The sequence below is a fragment of the Streptomyces fagopyri genome, assembly GCF_009498275.1.
GTDB lineage: Bacteria > Actinomycetota > Actinomycetes > Streptomycetales > Streptomycetaceae > Streptomyces > Streptomyces fagopyri.
The window spans coordinates 2,263,343-2,278,919 of record NZ_CP045643.1 but is presented as its reverse complement, the minus strand read 5'-3'; the positions used below and the strand labels follow the sequence as shown (position 1 = coordinate 2,278,919).

The following is a 15,577-nucleotide window of genomic DNA, read 5'->3' as shown; positions in this document are numbered from 1 at the left end:
GCCGCCCGCCCCGCTCGGCCGCCCGCCTCGCTCGGCCGCGCGGTGTGCCGGCCCCGCGTGGTGCGGCGGTCGCGGGCCCCCGCGGCTCGCGGATTCCCACCCCGCACCGCCGGGACCGTCAGTCCTCCGGCATATCCTGGTGGTCACTGGCCGTGGGCCGACAAAGGAGTCCGAAAGTGCCGTCGATGCTCGATGCCGTCGTCGTGGGTGCGGGGCCGAACGGGCTGACGGCCGCCGTGGAACTGGCCCGGCGGGGCTTCTCCGTGGCCGTCTTCGAGGCGCGGGACACGGTGGGCGGCGGCGCCCGTACCGAAGAGCTGACCCTGCCCGGATTCCGGCACGACCCCTGCTCGGCCGCCCATCCGCTCGGCATCAACTCGCCCGCGTTCCGCGCGATGCCCCTGGAGCGCTACGGACTGGAGTGGCTGCACGCCGAACTGCCCATGGCCCACCCGTTCCCGGACGGCACGGCCGCGGTGCTCGCGCGCTCCGTCGCGGAGACGGCCGCCTCGTTCGGGCCGCGCGACGCCGGCACCTACCGCCGGCTGGTCGCCCCCTTCCTCCCCAAGTGGGACACGTTGGCACACGACTTCATGTCGCTGCCGCTGACCGCGCTGCCCCGCGACCCGGTCACCCTGGCCCGGTTCGGCCTCACCGGACTGCCACCCTCCACCTGGCTGATGCGGCGCTTTCGCGACGAGCGGGCCAAGGCCCTGTTCGCGGGGCTCGTCGCCCACGTCATCGCCCCGCTGGACGGCATCGCCACCGGCGCCGTGGGCCTGGTCTTCGCCCTGGCCGCCCACGCCCGCGGCTGGCCCGTGGCGCGCGGCGGCTCCCAGTCGATCTCCGACGCGCTCACCGCCTACCTGCGGGACCTCGGCGGCAGCGTCCACACCGACTACGAGGTCAAGCGCCTCGACGACCTGCCGCCCGCGCGCGCCTACGTCTTCGACACCTCGCCCACCGCGCTGTCCCGGATCGCGGGCTTCGGCCGGTACTACGAGAACTACCGCTACGGGGCGGCCGTCTTCAAGGTCGACTACGCGCTGGACGGGCCCGTGCCCTGGACGGCGGAGGAGGCCCGTACCGCCGGGACCGTGCAGATCGGCGCGAGCCGGGCCGAGATCGGCGCCGCTCTGCAGGCCGTCTCGCGCGAGGGCCGGGCGCCCGACGCGCCCTTCCTGATCACCGTGCAGCCCAGCGTCGCCGACCCCTCCCGGGCACCCGAGGGAAAGCAGGTGTTCTGGGCGTACGGGCACGTTCCCAACGGCTGGACAGGGGACCTCACCGACGCGATCGAGCGCCAGCTGGAGCGGTTCGCGCCCGGATTCCGCGACCGCGTACTGGCCCGCGCGACCGCCGGCCCGCGCGAACTCGCCGCGCGCAACGCCAACTACGTGGGCGGCGACATCGCGTGCGGCGCCGCCTCCGGACTGCGGCTCCTGCTGCGCCCCCGGCTGTCCCTGTCCCCGTACAACACCCCGCATCCGGCCGTGTTCATCTGTTCCTCGGCCACCCCGCCGGGTCCCGGCGTGCACGGCATGTCCGGGCACAACGCGGCGAAGGCCGTGTGGCGTCGCCTGCGACAGACCTGACCGACCGGGGCAGCGGCACGGACGGCGGCGGGCCGGCGACCGGGGGACAATGCGGTGAGGACCATCTACGAGGAGGCTGGCCCGTCATGACCGTCATCACTCTGGTGCGGGGCGACATCACCGGGCAGAGCGTCGACGCGATCGTCAACGCGGCGAACTCCTCGCTGCTCGGCGGCGGGGGAGTGGACGGGGCCATCCACCGCCGTGGAGGTCCCGCCGTCCTGGCGGACTGCCGCAGGCTCCGCGCCTCGCACTACGGCAAGGGCCTGGCCACCGGCAAGGCCGTCGCGACCACCGCGGGTGACCTGGACGCGCGATGGGTGATCCACACCGTGGGACCGGTCTACAGCGGCACCGAGGACCGATCGGACCTGCTGGCCTCGTGCTACCGCGAATCACTGCGGGTCGCCGACGAACTCGGCGCCCGCACGGTCGCGTTCCCCGCCGTCTCGGCCGGTGTGTACGGGTGGCCGATGGAGGACGCCGCCCGGGTCGCCGTGCGGACCGTACGGGACACGGAGGCGGCGGTCGAGGAGGTCAGGTTCGTGCTCTTCGACGACCGGGGGTACGAGGCGTTCGCCGCGGAGGTCGGCTGACGGCCGCGCCGGCCGCCGCGCCGCTCAGGCGGAGGCGGCGCGCAGCTCCGCCAGGGTGGCCGTGGTCAGCGGCCGGGGTGCGCTGTCGGGGTCGACGAGGACGACCGCGCAGGCCGCGGTGTGCGTGAGCGCGCTGGTGAAGCTCCCGTCGGCGAACTGGGCCAGCGGACCGCGGGGCGAGCGGCCCACGGCGACGGTGCCGGCGTGGACGTCGGCGGCATGCCGGGCCAGGGCCCGGCCCGCGGCGGCGTGGTCGCCGACGCTCGTGAGTATCTGGCCGACGGCGGGGACGCCGTGGGCCGCGAGCCGGTCGAGGTGGGCGGCGACGGCGGAGCGGGCCTGGTCGGCCGTCTCGACGTCCACGGCCTGTTCCTCGACCACGGCGGTCTGCTGGACGTGCACCACCTCCAGCGCCGTACCCGTGTCCCGGGCGAGCCGAGCCGCCGTGTCGACGATGGCGGCGGCCCTCTCGTGGGCGCCGACGGCGACGATGAGCGGCGGCCCGGCGGTGACCGCGGCACCGCCGACCGGAGTGAGCGTGGGTACGACGGACGCGCCCTCGCCGGCCGTCCGTTCGGCCCGGCGGAGCAGACCGTGGCCGCTCGCCAGGACCGGAATGGCCACGAGGAAGGTCGCGGCGCCCAGGTAGAACGGGACGCTGAGGTCGGTCGCGTCGGCGAGCTTGCCGGCGGCATAGGGGGCGAGGCCGCCGCCGATGAAGCGGAGGAAGCCGTAGGCGGAGGAGGCCACCGGCCGCTCGACGGGCGAGACGAGCATGACGGCCTGGGTGGTGAGGGTGTTGTTGATACCGATGAACGCGCCGCTGACCACGACCGCCGTGATCACCACGCCGGGCGAGTCGACGCCGGCCGCGATGACCGCCATGACGATCCCGAGGCCGAGCAGGTTGGCGTACAGCACCGGGGCGGTGCCGTACCGGGCCTGCAGACGCGGGGCGAAGAACACGCTGAAGGCGGCCACCAGCAGACCCCACCCGGTGAAGACCAGCCCGAGCTGGTGCGCGCTCAGCTTCATCGGGTACGGGGCGTAGCCCAGCATCGTGAAGAAGCCCCAGTTGTACAGCAGGGCCATGATGCCCATGGTCAGCAGGCCGCGGTGGCGCAGTGCCCTGAGGGGGGCGAGCGGCGAGGTGGGCCGCTCGGGCTTGGGCAGGGCGGGCACGAAGGCGACTGTCGCGGCGAGCGCGACGGCCATCAGGACGGCGACGCCGAAGAAGGGACCGCGCCAGCTGATGGCCCCCAGCTCGCCGCCCAGCAGCGGCCCCACGGCGATGCCGAGGCCGAGGGCGGTCTCGTACAGGATGATCGCGCCGCCGAAGCCGCCGCTCGCGGAGGCGACGATGACGGCGAGCGAGGTGGCGATGAACAGGGCGTTGCCCAGGCCCCAGCCCGCCCGGAAGCCGACGATGCCGTTGATGGAGCCGGAGGAACCCGCGAGCGCCGCGAAGACGACGATGACGGCGAGTCCCACGATCAGGGTGCGCTTGGCGCCGATGTGGCTGGAGACCCAGCCGACGAACAGCATGGCGACCGCGGTGACGATCAGATAGCTGCTGAACAGCAGGGAGACCTGGCTCGGTGAGGCGTGCAGGCCCTCGGCGAGAGCGGGCAGGATCGGGTCGACCAGACCGATGCCCATGAACGAGATGACGCAGGCGAACGCGACGGCCCAGACGGCCTTGGGCTGCTTGAAGGGGCCGGCGGCCCTTTCGTGGGATGCACTCATGCGCGGTTCTCCGTGGTGTCGCAGGGAACGGGGTCAGGAACGGGAATGGCGGTCGTCGATGACCCGGGCCAGGGCCGGCAGCGCGACCCGGACCGCCCGCTGTTCCGGTTCGGTCAGGTCCTCGATCAGCCGGTGCAGAGCGTCCGCGCGCTCGGCCCGTCGCCGGCGGAAGACGTCCAGGCCGTCGTCGGTGGCCTCCACGAGCACGCCCCGGCCGTCGCTGTGGTCGGCGGTGCGCCGGACCAGGCCCGCGCGCTCCATCCGGGTGACCAGCTGGGTCATGTTCGGCTGGGAGACGTTCTCGGCCCTGGCGAGTTCGGTGAGCCGCTGCGGTCCCTCCCGGCCGAGCCGGCTCAGTGCGGACGAGGCCGCCGTGCTCAGGCCACCGGTGACGGCGCTGCGGCGGACGTATCGGACCAGCCGCTCCACGGCGATCATCAGATCCTCGGCCGGAGTCGGTGGGTCGGTTTCCATAACCCGCTTATGCATAACCGCATTATGCATCTAGGTGTAGAGGGAAACAACATCGCGCCGCAGACGCCGGTCTCGCCGCGGGCCCTCCGGGGGCCCAGGCGTGGGCGCGGACGCGGAGGCGCAGACGTGGGCGCGGAGGGGCTGGGGCGCGGACGCAGGCGCGGGTGTGCGCGGCGCGGTGTGCGCGGCGCGGGTCCGCGCCGTCGTCGGTGCGCCGCGGGTGACGCCGGAAGGCGCCCACCGCGGCGCACCGGTCGGCTGTCAGCCGTCGATGCGGTGCTGGGTCCAGAACGAGGTCAGGTCCGTGGTCGTGGCGGCCTGGGCGGCTGCCTTGAACTCGGACGTGGTCGAGACCCCGTACCAGTGCGAAGTGGCGTAGTCCTTCAGGAGTTTGGCCATGACCGTGTCACCGAGGACGCGGCGCAGGTCGTGCAGGGCGCACTTGCCGTAGCCGTAGACGACCGTGGAGTACCGGGAGGAGTGGGCGTCCCAGTAGGCCATGGAGTTGGTGATCTTCTCCGCCGACGAGGCCCAGGAGACGCTGTTCCAGCAGCTGGTGCCGGTCTTGTTCTGCGCCAGGTCGGTGGCGTAGTCCGTGAACGCCTCGTCGAGCCACGGGCTGTTGTACTCGTCGTCACCGACGATCCCGTAGAACCACTGGTGGCCGATCTCGTGGGTGAGCGCCGTGGTGCTGACCAGGTCGAGGACGAAGCCGGGGTACTCCATGCCGCCGAACCAGTAGTTGTTGTCGATCACCGCGTCCAACTCGCCGTACGGGTACGCGCCGAAGCGTGCCGCGTGGGCGTCCACCGCGGACTTGGCGGTGGCGAGCATCGACTGGGAGTCGGAGGAGCTGATGCCCGAGACGGAGTAGATGTTGATCGCGGTGCCGGCGGGGGAGGTGCCGGAGATCTTGCTGAACGGCCCGGCGGCCCAGGCGAAGTCACGGACCTTGGAGGCCGTGGCCGTGGTGACCGTCCGGCCGCTCGATCCGGCGGTGTCGACCGAGGTGCCGGTGGCCGGGACGAGGAGGCTCGTCGGGTGGTCGAGGGTCACTTTGAAGTCGGCGGCCAGCGAGTAGAAGGACTCGCCGTTGTTGGTGTACGGGTCCAGGTGCCAGCCGGCCGCGTCCTTGACCGCCAGGACGGGCAGCGCGTTGCCGATGTTGACGAAGGCGCCGTCGGCGCCGAAGCGGTCGGCGCCGCTGGGCACGGTGATGGTCAGGTCGAAGCCGATCGTCGCGCTCTGGCCCTGCGCCAGGGGTGACGCCAGGCTGATCTGGAGGGCCGTGCAGCCGACCGAGAGGGCGCCCGCGGTGCCGCCGCTGACGTTGCTGACGGCGATGGGCATCGCGGAGCAGGTGCCGTGGTAGTTGTCCCACAGCCTCAGGTACACCTCGCTGAGCGCGGTGGAGGAGGCGTTGGTGAAGGTCGCGCTCTCGTGACCGGTCCAGGTGGTGCCGCTGGTGTTGCTGCTCAGGCTGACGGTGTACGCGGGCGCGGCCGGGGTCCGGGTGGAGTCCGCGGGCGGGGTGGTGGTGCCGGAGGTGGCGAGCGCGATGTCGTCGAGGACGAAGCTCGTCCTGAGACTGGAGTCCTCGGTGCCGGTGAAGGCGACGGTCACGGTCTGGCCCGCGAACGCCGAGACGTCGAAGGACTTCTGCGCGTAGCCGGTGTTCTTGTTGAGGTTCGAGTACGTCGCCAGCGTGGTGGTGCCGATCTTCGCCGTCAGCTTGTCGTACGCGGTGGACGTCGTCGTCTCGGTGGTGTCGATGTGCAGCCAGAAGGTGAGCGCGGCGGAGCTGCAGCCGGACGGGATCGTGACGCTCTGCGAAAGGGTGTCGGTGTGCGTGCTGCCCACACCGTCCAGCCAGGCGAAGGAGGTGCCGTCGTGGGCGGTCTGGCCGGCGCGGGAGGTGATCACGCTGGTCGACGACTGGGTCCAGGGCGAAGTGCCGCTCTCGAAGCCGCCGTTGGTGACCACCTGGGCAGGGGTGCAGGCGTCGGCCGAGGGGGCGGTGGGCGGCGCGGCGGCCGCCGGGGAGACGGGAAGCAGGGCGGCGGCCAGTGCGAGGACGGCGAGTGCCGCCGTCGCGAGGGCCTTGTGGGGGGTCGGTCTCACGCGAACTCCTTTGAGGCGGCCGGGATTCCGGCCTGCTCGGTGACCGCCCGCCCGGCTCGGGTGCGCCGGAGGGCAGCCGGGGGCTGCGCGCGTCGCTCGCGCGAGCGCGGGGGTGAGATGTCCGCCGCGTTCCCCTGGGGTCGGGGTGACGGCTGCCGGAAGCCTGGCAGATTTGACCAGGGCATGCCATCCGAGATGAGTAAAAGTGTTCCGAACGACGCTCGTCGGGGCCCCGAAGGGTCGTCGCACACACGAGTGCACCGTCCTGCCTGCTCGACAGGACGGTGCACCGGTGCCTCGGGTCCGGCCCGCGCCGGCGATCGCCGCCGCGGGCAGGGGACCTGAGGGGTCAGGCGAGTTGTGAGACCTGGTAGTGACTGATCCGCCAGCCCTCCCGCGTGCGCTCGACCAGTACGCCGAGCGTGACGCCGAGGGTGGGCCGGTCCGTGAAGGAGAAGTCCACCGCCAGGTAACCGAGGACGAGGTGGTCGGCGGGACGCCGGGTCTCGAGGATGCGGTACTCGGCCCGCAGCCCGAGCGGCTGGGAGTCGTAGTACGCGGCGATGCCCGGCCTTCCGACGCTGTAGGGGCGCAGTCCCTGGAAGACGGCGTCTTCGGTGAACTGGGCGGCGGCCTGCTCCGGTTCGTGGCCGTCCACGGCCGCCTTCCAGCGGTCGAGGACGTCGCGCAGGACCGCCTCACTGTCCGTCGTGCTGTTCATCAGGGTCCTTCCCTCGTCGTACGGACTCAGTGACCGGCGCTCATGCCGCCGTCGACGTGGAGGATCTCGCCGGTGACGAAGGGGGCGTTCTCCAGGTAGATGACGGCTTCGGCGATGTCGCTCTGCTCGCCCATGCGCCCGACGGGGTGCAGGGAGGCGAGGGCCTCGTGGGTCTCCACGGGGTGCATCGGGGTCTTGATGGTGCCGGGGGAGACGGCGTTGACGCGGATGTTGCGCGTGGCGTACTCGATGGCGAGCGACTTGGTGGCGGACTGGAGGCCGCCCTTCGTCAGGGAGGCGAGCACGGAGGGGACGTTCGCGTCGGCGTTGTCGACGAGGCTGGTCGTGATGTTGACGATGTGGCCGCCGCCCTGGGCGAGCATGTGCTCCACGGCGAGCTGGGTCAGGTGGAAGAAGCCCGTGAGGTTGATGCCGACCACCGTGGCGTAGTCGTCCGGCGTGTAGTCGGTGAAGGGCTTGGCGACGAAGATGCCGGCGTTGTTGACGAGGGTGTCGATGCGGCCGAAGCGTTCGATGCCGGCGGCGATGACGCGCTCGGCGGTGGCGGGGTCGGCGATGTCGCCCTGGACGGTCAGGATGCCCGCGTCGTGGGAAGGGGCGATGGTGCGCGAGGTGGCGACGACCGCGTAACCGAGCTTGCGGTACGCCTCGGCGATGCCGGCGCCGAGGCCCTGCGAGGCACCGGTGACGACTGCGACCTTCTGGTCCTGAGAGCTCATGATGACTTCTCCGAGATGTGGGGTGAGGGTTCCTCGACCGGATTCCGATGGCCAGCTGAGCTAGCCGACCGGTCGACTATTTGGACCGTAGGGTGCGCCGAGGGGGAAGTCAAAGTCCCACGAGGCCCCGGCCGGGACGGATTTCCTCCCAGTTGGTAGGCGCGGCCTCCCAGTCGAGGTCGGAGGCGAACGGTGGCGGCTCAGCGCCGGTGCGGATCGCCTTCGGGCAGCCAGGAGTCCGGGGCGCCGAGGCCCAGGTCGCCGACGTCGGCGCAGAGGGCTTCGGCGGCGGCCAGGACCGCGGGCCGGTCCTCGTTCTCGCGCCGGACCAGGGACCAGGTCCAGTGGATCCGCGGCGCCACGACGGGGCGCTGGACCAGGTCGGGCGGCAGCGGAGTGGTCTGGCCCTTGGGGGAGTTGACGACCGGAAGGCCGATGCTGCGGACGTGGTCGAAGAACGCGGGGCCGGTGATGCCCCCGTCGGAGATCCGCACCGCGCGGGCCCCCGTGTCGCGCGCCAGCAGTTCGGCGTACACGTTCCAGGACGACCAGGAGGTGGTGTCGGCGTCGAGGAGCACGGCGGTGTCCCGCGCGGCCACCTCGCTGGTGTCGTCACCGGCGGAGACGGCGTAGAGCCGGTCGGCGCCGAGGAGCCGGGCGTGCAGACCGTGCCGCTCCACGTCCTCGGTCCGCACCCAGCACACCGCGAGGTCCAGGCTGCCGGCGGCGACCCGGGCGGCCTGGGTGTGCGAGGGGGCGACCCACGCGTCGAGGTGGAGCCGGGCCACGCCGGCGGTGCGGGCGGTCAGGTCCGGCGGGAGCCAGTTGACGTAGCCGAGCCGTACCGATTCCGATCCGGAGAGCCGCTCGGCGCACCGCTGGAGGTCCTCGGCCCGCTCCAGCAGCGCGCGGGTGTGCGGGAGCAGGGCCGCGCCCGCCGGGGTCAGGGAGACCGAGCGACGGTCGCGATCGAACAATCGTACGCCCAAGTCGCGTTCGAGTGCCTTGATCTGCTGGGACAGGGAGGGGCCCGCGATCAGCAGGCGTTCGGCGGCCCGGCCGAAGTTCAGTTCCTCGGCGACGGCGACGAAATACCGCAGTTGGCGCAGCTCCACGTCCGTCATGCTACGTCGCTGCGAGGCCGCGCCTCCCAGCGGGGAGGAAGCCGGTCGTGGCGCCGTGCCGGGGCCGGACGGAGGATGGGGACAGGGAGGTCCGGGTTCCTGGAACCGCGGGCGCCCTCCACCCACGGCGTCGGGGCACCGGCCGGACGCCCCACCGAGCGGAGCGGCATCATGCGAGAGTTCCTGGTCGAGATCACCACCACGATCCCCGAGGGCACCAGCCAGGACGAGGTCGACAGCCGGCGCGCCGCCGAAGCCGTCCGAGCCGGCGAACTGGCCGCCACCGGTCATCTGGCGCGGCTGTGGCGCCCGGTCGGTGAGCTGCGCAGTCTCGGCATCTGGCGGGCCGCCGACGAGGACGAACTCCACGAGAAGGTGCTCGGCACCCTCCCGCTGCGCCCCTGGATGAACCTGAACGTCACCGCGCTAGAGTCCCACCCGAACGACCCCGGCAAGGCCGCCACCAGCTCCTGACGGCGGCCGGTACGGCGTCCAAGGGAGCGTCGACGCCGTGACGGGCCCACGCGGTGACGGGCCCACGCGGTGAAGGTGTCACGCGGTGACGGTCCCAGGCGGTGACGGCCCCCTGGGCTGTCGTGCTGCGCATCGGCTGCCCGCGCCACATGGTGGTAGTACGGTATGCCGCCCCGTAGCGGCCGGTGGGCCGGCGCGCACGCGCCGCCGACGCCCGCGGCCCGCCACCGATGTCTCTGACGTGGAGTCCGACATGACCACACCGCAGGACCTGCTGATCATCGCCATGGACGTCACCTCCGGCCGTGACATCGGGCAGGGCGACCTGTCGCTGGCCCTCGCGGGCGCCGAACTGGTCGACCTCATCGAGGCCGGGGCCCTCACCCTGGACGGTGACCGCATCGTGCCCGGCGCGTCGTGGACCCCGGACGATGCCCTGCTGGCAGAGGCGGTGTCGGCGCTCGTCCGGCAGGAGCCGTACGAGCCGGTCGAGGACTGGCTGTGGCGCCGGGGGCGTGACCTGTTCGCGGCCTACCGGGCGGCGGTCGAGGCGCAGGCGCCGGTCGCCCCGGCGCGCCGACGCTGGAATCCGCTGCGCGTCGGTCCGGCGGAACGGGTCGACTCGCCGGCCCGCCGCCACGCGGAGGACCGCTGGGCGAAGGGTGATCCCGTCCTCGTCGGGCTGGCGGCGGCCGTGGGCATCGAGCACCCGGACGGAGAGAGCGCCGCTCCCTCCGGCGAAGCGGTCGGGACCGTCCTGGACGCCGTGCACAACGCGGAGACGGAGCTCGAAGCGGTCCGCCAACGGCGCAGCATCGAGAACGCGGCCTTCGACAACATCTGGCGGGCCCCCTGACGACGAGGCGCTGTCAGGTCGAGGGGTCGGCCTGACGCCTGACGCCTGACGTCCGGCGTCTCGCACCGGCTGCCCGTCCAGGGACGCGGTGGTCGGCGGGTGGCCGCCGCCGTACTCGATGACCGCGGCGCACCCGTCCAAGACCGCGGCACCCGTCCAGCGCCGCCGGGCGTGAACGTGGACGGTCGGCGGACATGGGCAGGGCCACCCGGCGGGCACGCGTGCACGCGGCATGCCGCGTGCGGCGCGAGTGCGTGCGGCACGCGCCGCCGAGCGCCGCCGTACCGGGAGGCCGGGGCACCGCCCGTCCGCGGGCGGTGAGCGCGGTCAGACCGCGGCCACGGCCTCCCGCGACGGACGCGCGCCGAGCAGCGCCAGGCAGTTCGCCCACAGCGCGCCGAGCCGGTGCGTGTTGTTGTAGAGCTTGGCGAACAGCACCTGCCCCTCCAGCTGGGCGACCACCGCCCGCGCGGCTTCCCGGGCGTCGGGCACGGTGACCTCCCCGCGCCCGAGCGCCTCGCCGACGACCGAGGCGACCATCTCGACCTGCTCGTCGAAGATCTCCTGCAACCGGGTGCGGATGGCCTCGGTGTGGTTGCTCATCTCCAGGGTGAGGTTCCCGAACAGACAGCCCGAGACGGTCCCGCAGCTCTGCTGCCCGGCGAGCTGACCGGCCTCGGTCGCCTCGAACAGCAGGAACAGCCTGCGCAGCGGCTCCTCGCCGCCGTTCAGGATCTGCGCCCAGGCCCGCCGCTGACCGGTCCAGTGCTCGTCGATCACGGCCAGGGCGAGAGCCTCCTTCGACTCGAAGAAGTAGTAGAAACTGCCCTTGGGCACACCGGCCGCCTTGCAGATCTCGGCCACGCCCAGGGCCGAGTAGCCGCGCAGCTCGATGAGCGCTTGCGCGGTGCTGAGTATCTTCTCGCGGGCGTCGCTGGTCCGTCCCATGAGGTCAGTGTACGACCGGTCGTCTACTCCCGAGGGGCCCCCTCGGGAACGGGGCCGTCACCAGCCGGTCAGCAGCAGATGGTTCAGGAGCAGGGCGAGCACGGCCTGCGCGGCGAGCCAGGCGCGCGGCCGGGGCAGGAAGGCGCCGGCCGGGAGCAGCCACATCGCGAAGGGCAGCCAGATGCGTTCCGTCTCCGCCTTGCTCATTCCGGAGAGGTCGGCCGCGAGGAGGGCGAGCAGGGCGGCGAGCGCGAGCAGGGCGAGACGGGGTCCGGGGGCGGCCGGCCGCAGACGGCCGCGGACACCCCCGCGTACCGGCGCGGCGCCGGCCCGCCGCAGACCCGCCACCGTCGCCGGGCCCACGACCAGGACCGTGCACGCGAGGTTCGCCCACACCCAGTAGCTGTACGGTCTGACCCCGCCGACCCCCTGGTAGTAGCGCGTGACCAGCAGGCGGTACGCCTCCCACCAGTCGAAGCCGAGCAGGGTGAACACCACCGGCACCACGGCGGCTCCGGCGACGGCCCAGGGGAGGGGACGCAGCCGCCGGGAGCCGAGCAGCAGGACGGCGCCGGCGATCACCACGTACAGCACCAGCCCGTACGAGAGGTACGCGGTGAGGCCGAACAGGAGCCCGGCGACGAGTCCGGTCGTCCGCGGGCGGGGCCCGGTCACCGCGAGGGCGAGGAACGCGACGGCCCAGGTGGCGACGGCCGCGAAGTACCCGTCCGCGGAGGCGCCCACCCACACGGCGGTCGGCGCGAGGACGAGGAAGGGGGCGGCACGGCGGGCGAGGGCCTCCCCCGCCAGCGCACGCACGGTGACCAGGACCGCGACCCCGGCCGTCGAGCCGACGGTGACGCACCACACGCCCGCCCAGCCCCCACCGCCCAGACCGATCCGGTCCAGCAGCACGAAGGTGAGGGTGGCCCCGGGCGGGTGTCCGGCGATGTGCGCGGGCCAGGGGGCGGGGGACTGGCTCACGATGTGGTGGGTGAAGTCCCGCAGGGTGGCGGGGATGTCGTGGAAGCGGTCGATGACGGTGACGTACTCGTTCGTGGTCGTCAGCCGTCCCGCGAGGCCGCGCTGCCAGCCGTCGACCAGCGCGAGCGAGAACGTCCAGGCCGTCGTGGCGCCCCAGGCGACGCACAGCAGCGGACGCCAGGGCAGACGCGCGGCGAGGAGGGGGCCGTACGCCACCATGGCGACGGCGACCACGAGGGCGGCCGGGGTACCGGGGCCGACGTGCGGCTCCCACTGCGCGAACAGGGGAGGCCACCCCACGAAGAGCGAATGGTCACGGCGCTGGACGGCGGTGCCGACCAGGACGGCCGCCGTGACGAGCAGAGCGGCGGCGAGGACCGCCGACAGGTCGAGGAGAAGATCGCGGAACGGGCCGCGCGGACGGTCGGGGGAGAGATCGCGGGGACGGTCGCGGAGAAGATCGCGGTTCACACCGGCACGCTAGGCCGCGATCCTCCGGTGAGCGCCGCCGCAGGGATGGACGTCAGTGTTTCGTCATGGTTCGAAGACCCTTTTGGGGGCCTTCCGCGCCCTACGGTCGGGGCATGCCACGGCCTCCCCTCCTCCCCACCTCGCCCGCGTTCTGGCGCAGTCCCGTGCGCGGCCCCTGGTTCACCTCCGTGCTCGGCATCGTGCTGCTCGGCGGGATCACGGTGCTGTTCCTGACCGGACTCCTGTCGTACGCCGCCTACAACCCGGACCTGGCCGCGGTGAACGACCAGACCCCGGACAAGGGGCTCCTCGGCTTCTACCTCTTCTCCTGGCCGACGCACCCGTCGTGGCTCTACCGGCTCACCCAGGGCGTCCACGTCACGCTCGGGATCACCCTCGTCCCCGTCCTCCTGGCCAAACTGTGGTCGGTCGTCCCCAAGCTGTTCGCGCTGCCGCCCGCCCGGTCCCTGGCTCACGCGCTGGAGCGGATCTCGCTGCTCCTGCTGGTCGGCGGCGGGCTGTTCGAGTTCACGACGGGCGTGCTGAACATCCAGCTCGACTACCTCTTCCCCGGCTCCTTCTACCCGTTGCACTTCTACGGGGCCTGGGTGTTCATCGCCGCCTTCGTCGCGCACGCCGTACTGAAGACACCCGCGGCACTGCGCAACGTACGCCGGATGCGCGTCGCGCACGTCGACCCCGGGGACGGCGAACTCCCGCCCGAGCAGCATGAGTCGGTCTCGCCCGAGCAGGACGGGCTGGTCTCGCCGAACCCGTCCGCACCCACCGTGTCGCGACGCGGCGCCGTGGGGCTGGTGGGCGGTGGGTCGCTGCTCCTGTTCGTGACGACGGCCGGGCGCAGCTTCGACGCGCCGCTGCGGCAGACCGCGCTGCTCGCCCCGCACGGCGGCCCCGAACCGGGCTCGGGGCCCGGCGGGTTCCAGATCAACAAGACGGCCGCCTACGCCGGGATCGACAGGCGGGAGACGGACGAGGACGCCTGGCGGCTCGTCGTCGCCGGGCGCACCGGCACGGTCAGGCTGAGCCGGGCCGACCTGTTGCGGCTGCCCCTGCGCAGCTCGGCGCTGCCCATCGCCTGCGTCGAGGGCTGGTCCACCTCCGACCAGTGGTGGCGGGGTGTGCCGCTGCGGGATCTCGCCGCACTGGTCGGGTACGAGCACGGCACCGCGCCCGACGTCATGGTGGAGTCGCTCCAGCGGCACGGTGCGTTCCGCCGGGCCGCCCTGCGCGACAACCAGGTGCGCGACCCGCGTTCCCTGCTCGCCCTGTCCGTCAACGGCGAGGACCTGACCCCCGACCACGGCTACCCGGCGCGCGTCATCGTTCCCGCGGCGCCCGGCGTGCTCAACACCAAATGGGTGGCCCGGATGACGTTCGGAGACCTGTGATGAAGCGACACGTGTCCCTCGCCGGCCGGCTGCCCGCGGTCCGCCGGCCCCCTCTGGGCAGTCCGCCGCAGATCGCGCTGCTCGCCTGTTCCTTCGCGCTCGCCGGGTACGCGGGGGTGCGGCTGCTCGGAGGTGACTGGTTCGGAGTGACGGTGTGGTTCGTGGGCGCGGCGCTGCTCCACGACCTGGTGCTCGTGCCGTTGTACGCGGGCGCGGACCGGGTCCTCGCCCGGGGGCTGCGCGCGGTCGGCCGCCGGGAGTGGACGGTCCACGTCCGTGTCCCGGCGGCCCTCTCCGGTCTGCTGCTGCTGATGTGGTTCCCGCTGATCAGCGGAGAGATGGCGGACCGCTACCGGTCCGCCGCCGGCCTGGCGGGCAACGGCTTCCTGACCCGCTGGCTGGTGATCACGGCGGTGCTCTTCGGCGGTTCCGCGGTACTGCTCGCGCTGCGGCTGCGCAGGGCGACGAAGGAGCGGCCGCCGGTCGACCACTGACCGTCGGGGTGCCAGCCGGCGGGCCGCGCGTGCCGCAGCAGCGCCGGGGTGCCCAGGCGGGCCCAGAGGAAGGGTGAACCGGCGGCTCCCCGGCCGTCGGCGACCCGCACCCGCACCCGTTCGTCGACATCGACAGGCACTGTTTCGACGATCAACAGCCCTCCTGGTGACAGGAGTTGGTCCACCCGGTCGAGCAGGGCGGCCGGGTCGCCGCCGATCCCGAGGTTGCCGTCGATCAGGAGGGCGGTACCCCAGCGGCCCTCTCCGGGAACGGGGTCGAAGACCGACCGGTGCAGTGCCTGTCCGCCGAGCCGGACGGTGTGTTCGACGGCGGCCTCGCTGATGTCGATGCCCAGGGCCCGCCGCCCCTGCGCGGCGAGCGCCGCGATCAGCCGGCCGGGGCCGCAACCCACGTCGAGCACGGTCCCCTCGCAGCGTCGCAGCACCTCCAGGTCCGCGGTGTCGGCCCCGGCGCACCACCGCTCCACCTCCAGCGGCAGCAGCCAGCCGTCCGTACGGCTCAGATAGAGGGGGCCGCGACCGACGCGCAGCGCGTCGGCGTACGGATCGCTCGACCAGGGCGCGGCCTGCTCACCGGCCGCCGGCGCGGGGGAGACGCCCGCCGCGCCCCGCCGCGCGCGGCCCCGTCCGGGGTGCGCGGCGGGGCCGGGGCCTGGGTGGCGAGGGGGGCCTGTTTCGGCGTGCGGGGCGAGGCCGGGTCCGGGGTGCCCGGGCAGAGCGTGTTCGGGGCGTTGCGCGAGGCCTGGCGCGGGGTTCCTGGTGACGTCGTGTTCGGGCGGTCCTGCGGAGTCCGGTTCGGGGCG

General features: G+C 73.0%; 14 protein-coding genes. 5 read left to right on the top strand and 9 right to left on the bottom strand.

Annotated elements, in window-relative coordinates:
- The first annotated feature begins 185 nt into the window (after positions 1–185).
- Positions 186–1,595, top strand: coding sequence for a phytoene desaturase family protein (locus tag GFH48_RS09755; protein ID WP_153292825.1), 1,410 nt, complete (start codon positions 186–188; stop codon positions 1,593–1,595).
- Positions 1,596–1,681: 86 nt separating this feature from the next.
- Positions 1,682–2,191, top strand: a complete 510-nt coding sequence (locus GFH48_RS09750) for an O-acetyl-ADP-ribose deacetylase (RefSeq protein WP_153287879.1) — start codon at positions 1,682–1,684, stop codon at positions 2,189–2,191.
- A gap of 24 nt (positions 2,192–2,215) precedes the next feature.
- On the opposite strand, the gene GFH48_RS09745 is transcribed toward GFH48_RS09750, so the two are convergent.
- The 6 genes from GFH48_RS09745 to GFH48_RS09720 form a co-directional block, all read right to left on the bottom strand.
- Positions 2,216–3,937 carry an MFS transporter gene (locus GFH48_RS09745; protein ID WP_153287878.1) on the bottom strand — a complete coding sequence of 574 codons (1,722 nt, stop codon included), beginning with the start codon at positions 3,935–3,937 and terminating at the stop codon, positions 2,216–2,218.
- A 33-nt stretch (positions 3,938–3,970) separates the two neighbouring features.
- Positions 3,971–4,426 carry a MarR family winged helix-turn-helix transcriptional regulator gene (locus GFH48_RS09740; protein WP_153287877.1) on the bottom strand — a complete coding sequence of 152 codons (456 nt, stop codon included), beginning with the start codon at positions 4,424–4,426 and terminating at the stop codon, positions 3,971–3,973.
- A gap of 246 nt (positions 4,427–4,672) precedes the next feature.
- The gene (locus GFH48_RS09735; protein ID WP_153287876.1) at positions 4,673–6,532 is read right to left on the bottom strand and encodes a M1 family aminopeptidase; all 1,860 of its coding nucleotides are present in this window, start codon (positions 6,530–6,532) and stop codon (positions 4,673–4,675) included.
- 349 nt (positions 6,533–6,881) lie between these two features.
- Positions 6,882–7,253: a YybH family protein gene (locus GFH48_RS09730; protein WP_153287875.1), complete on the bottom strand. Its 372-nt coding sequence runs from the start codon at positions 7,251–7,253 to the stop codon at positions 6,882–6,884.
- Between the two features lie 26 nt (positions 7,254–7,279).
- The gene (locus GFH48_RS09725) at positions 7,280–7,993 is read right to left on the bottom strand and encodes an SDR family NAD(P)-dependent oxidoreductase (protein ID WP_153287874.1); all 714 of its coding nucleotides are present in this window, start codon (positions 7,991–7,993) and stop codon (positions 7,280–7,282) included.
- Positions 7,994–8,193: 200 nt separating this feature from the next.
- Positions 8,194–9,117 (bottom strand): LysR family transcriptional regulator, encoded by a 924-nt coding sequence (locus tag GFH48_RS09720; protein WP_194280540.1) that lies wholly within the window; start codon positions 9,115–9,117, stop codon positions 8,194–8,196.
- Between the two features lie 171 nt (positions 9,118–9,288).
- Between GFH48_RS09720 and GFH48_RS09715 the strand changes: the two genes are divergently transcribed.
- On the top strand, positions 9,289–9,591 hold the full coding sequence (locus tag GFH48_RS09715; RefSeq protein ID WP_153287873.1) for a muconolactone Delta-isomerase family protein: 303 nt from the start codon (positions 9,289–9,291) through the stop codon (positions 9,589–9,591).
- A gap of 253 nt (positions 9,592–9,844) precedes the next feature.
- Positions 9,845–10,447, top strand: coding sequence for a GOLPH3/VPS74 family protein (locus GFH48_RS09710; protein ID WP_153287872.1), 603 nt, complete (start codon positions 9,845–9,847; stop codon positions 10,445–10,447).
- A gap of 327 nt (positions 10,448–10,774) precedes the next feature.
- Here the strand turns inward: GFH48_RS09710 and GFH48_RS09705 are convergent, their stop codons facing one another.
- Both GFH48_RS09705 and GFH48_RS09700 read right to left on the bottom strand, forming a co-directional pair.
- A complete protein-coding gene (locus tag GFH48_RS09705; RefSeq protein ID WP_153287871.1) occupies positions 10,775–11,395 on the bottom strand; it encodes a TetR/AcrR family transcriptional regulator in 621 nt (206 codons plus the stop codon).
- A gap of 57 nt (positions 11,396–11,452) precedes the next feature.
- Positions 11,453–12,850: a hypothetical protein gene (locus GFH48_RS09700; RefSeq protein WP_407698621.1), complete on the bottom strand. Its 1,398-nt coding sequence runs from the start codon at positions 12,848–12,850 to the stop codon at positions 11,453–11,455.
- 113 nt (positions 12,851–12,963) lie between these two features.
- Here GFH48_RS09700 and GFH48_RS09695 point away from each other — a divergent pair, with 113 nt between their 5' ends.
- On the top strand, positions 12,964–14,259 hold the full coding sequence (locus GFH48_RS09695) for a molybdopterin-dependent oxidoreductase (protein WP_153287870.1): 1,296 nt from the start codon (positions 12,964–12,966) through the stop codon (positions 14,257–14,259).
- Positions 14,260–14,608: 349 nt separating this feature from the next.
- Here GFH48_RS09695 and GFH48_RS09690 read toward each other — a convergent pair whose 3' ends face one another.
- Positions 14,609–15,490 (bottom strand): class I SAM-dependent methyltransferase, encoded by an 882-nt coding sequence (locus tag GFH48_RS09690; protein ID WP_153292822.1) that lies wholly within the window; start codon positions 15,488–15,490, stop codon positions 14,609–14,611.
- Between the last annotated feature and the right edge of the window lie 87 nt (positions 15,491–15,577).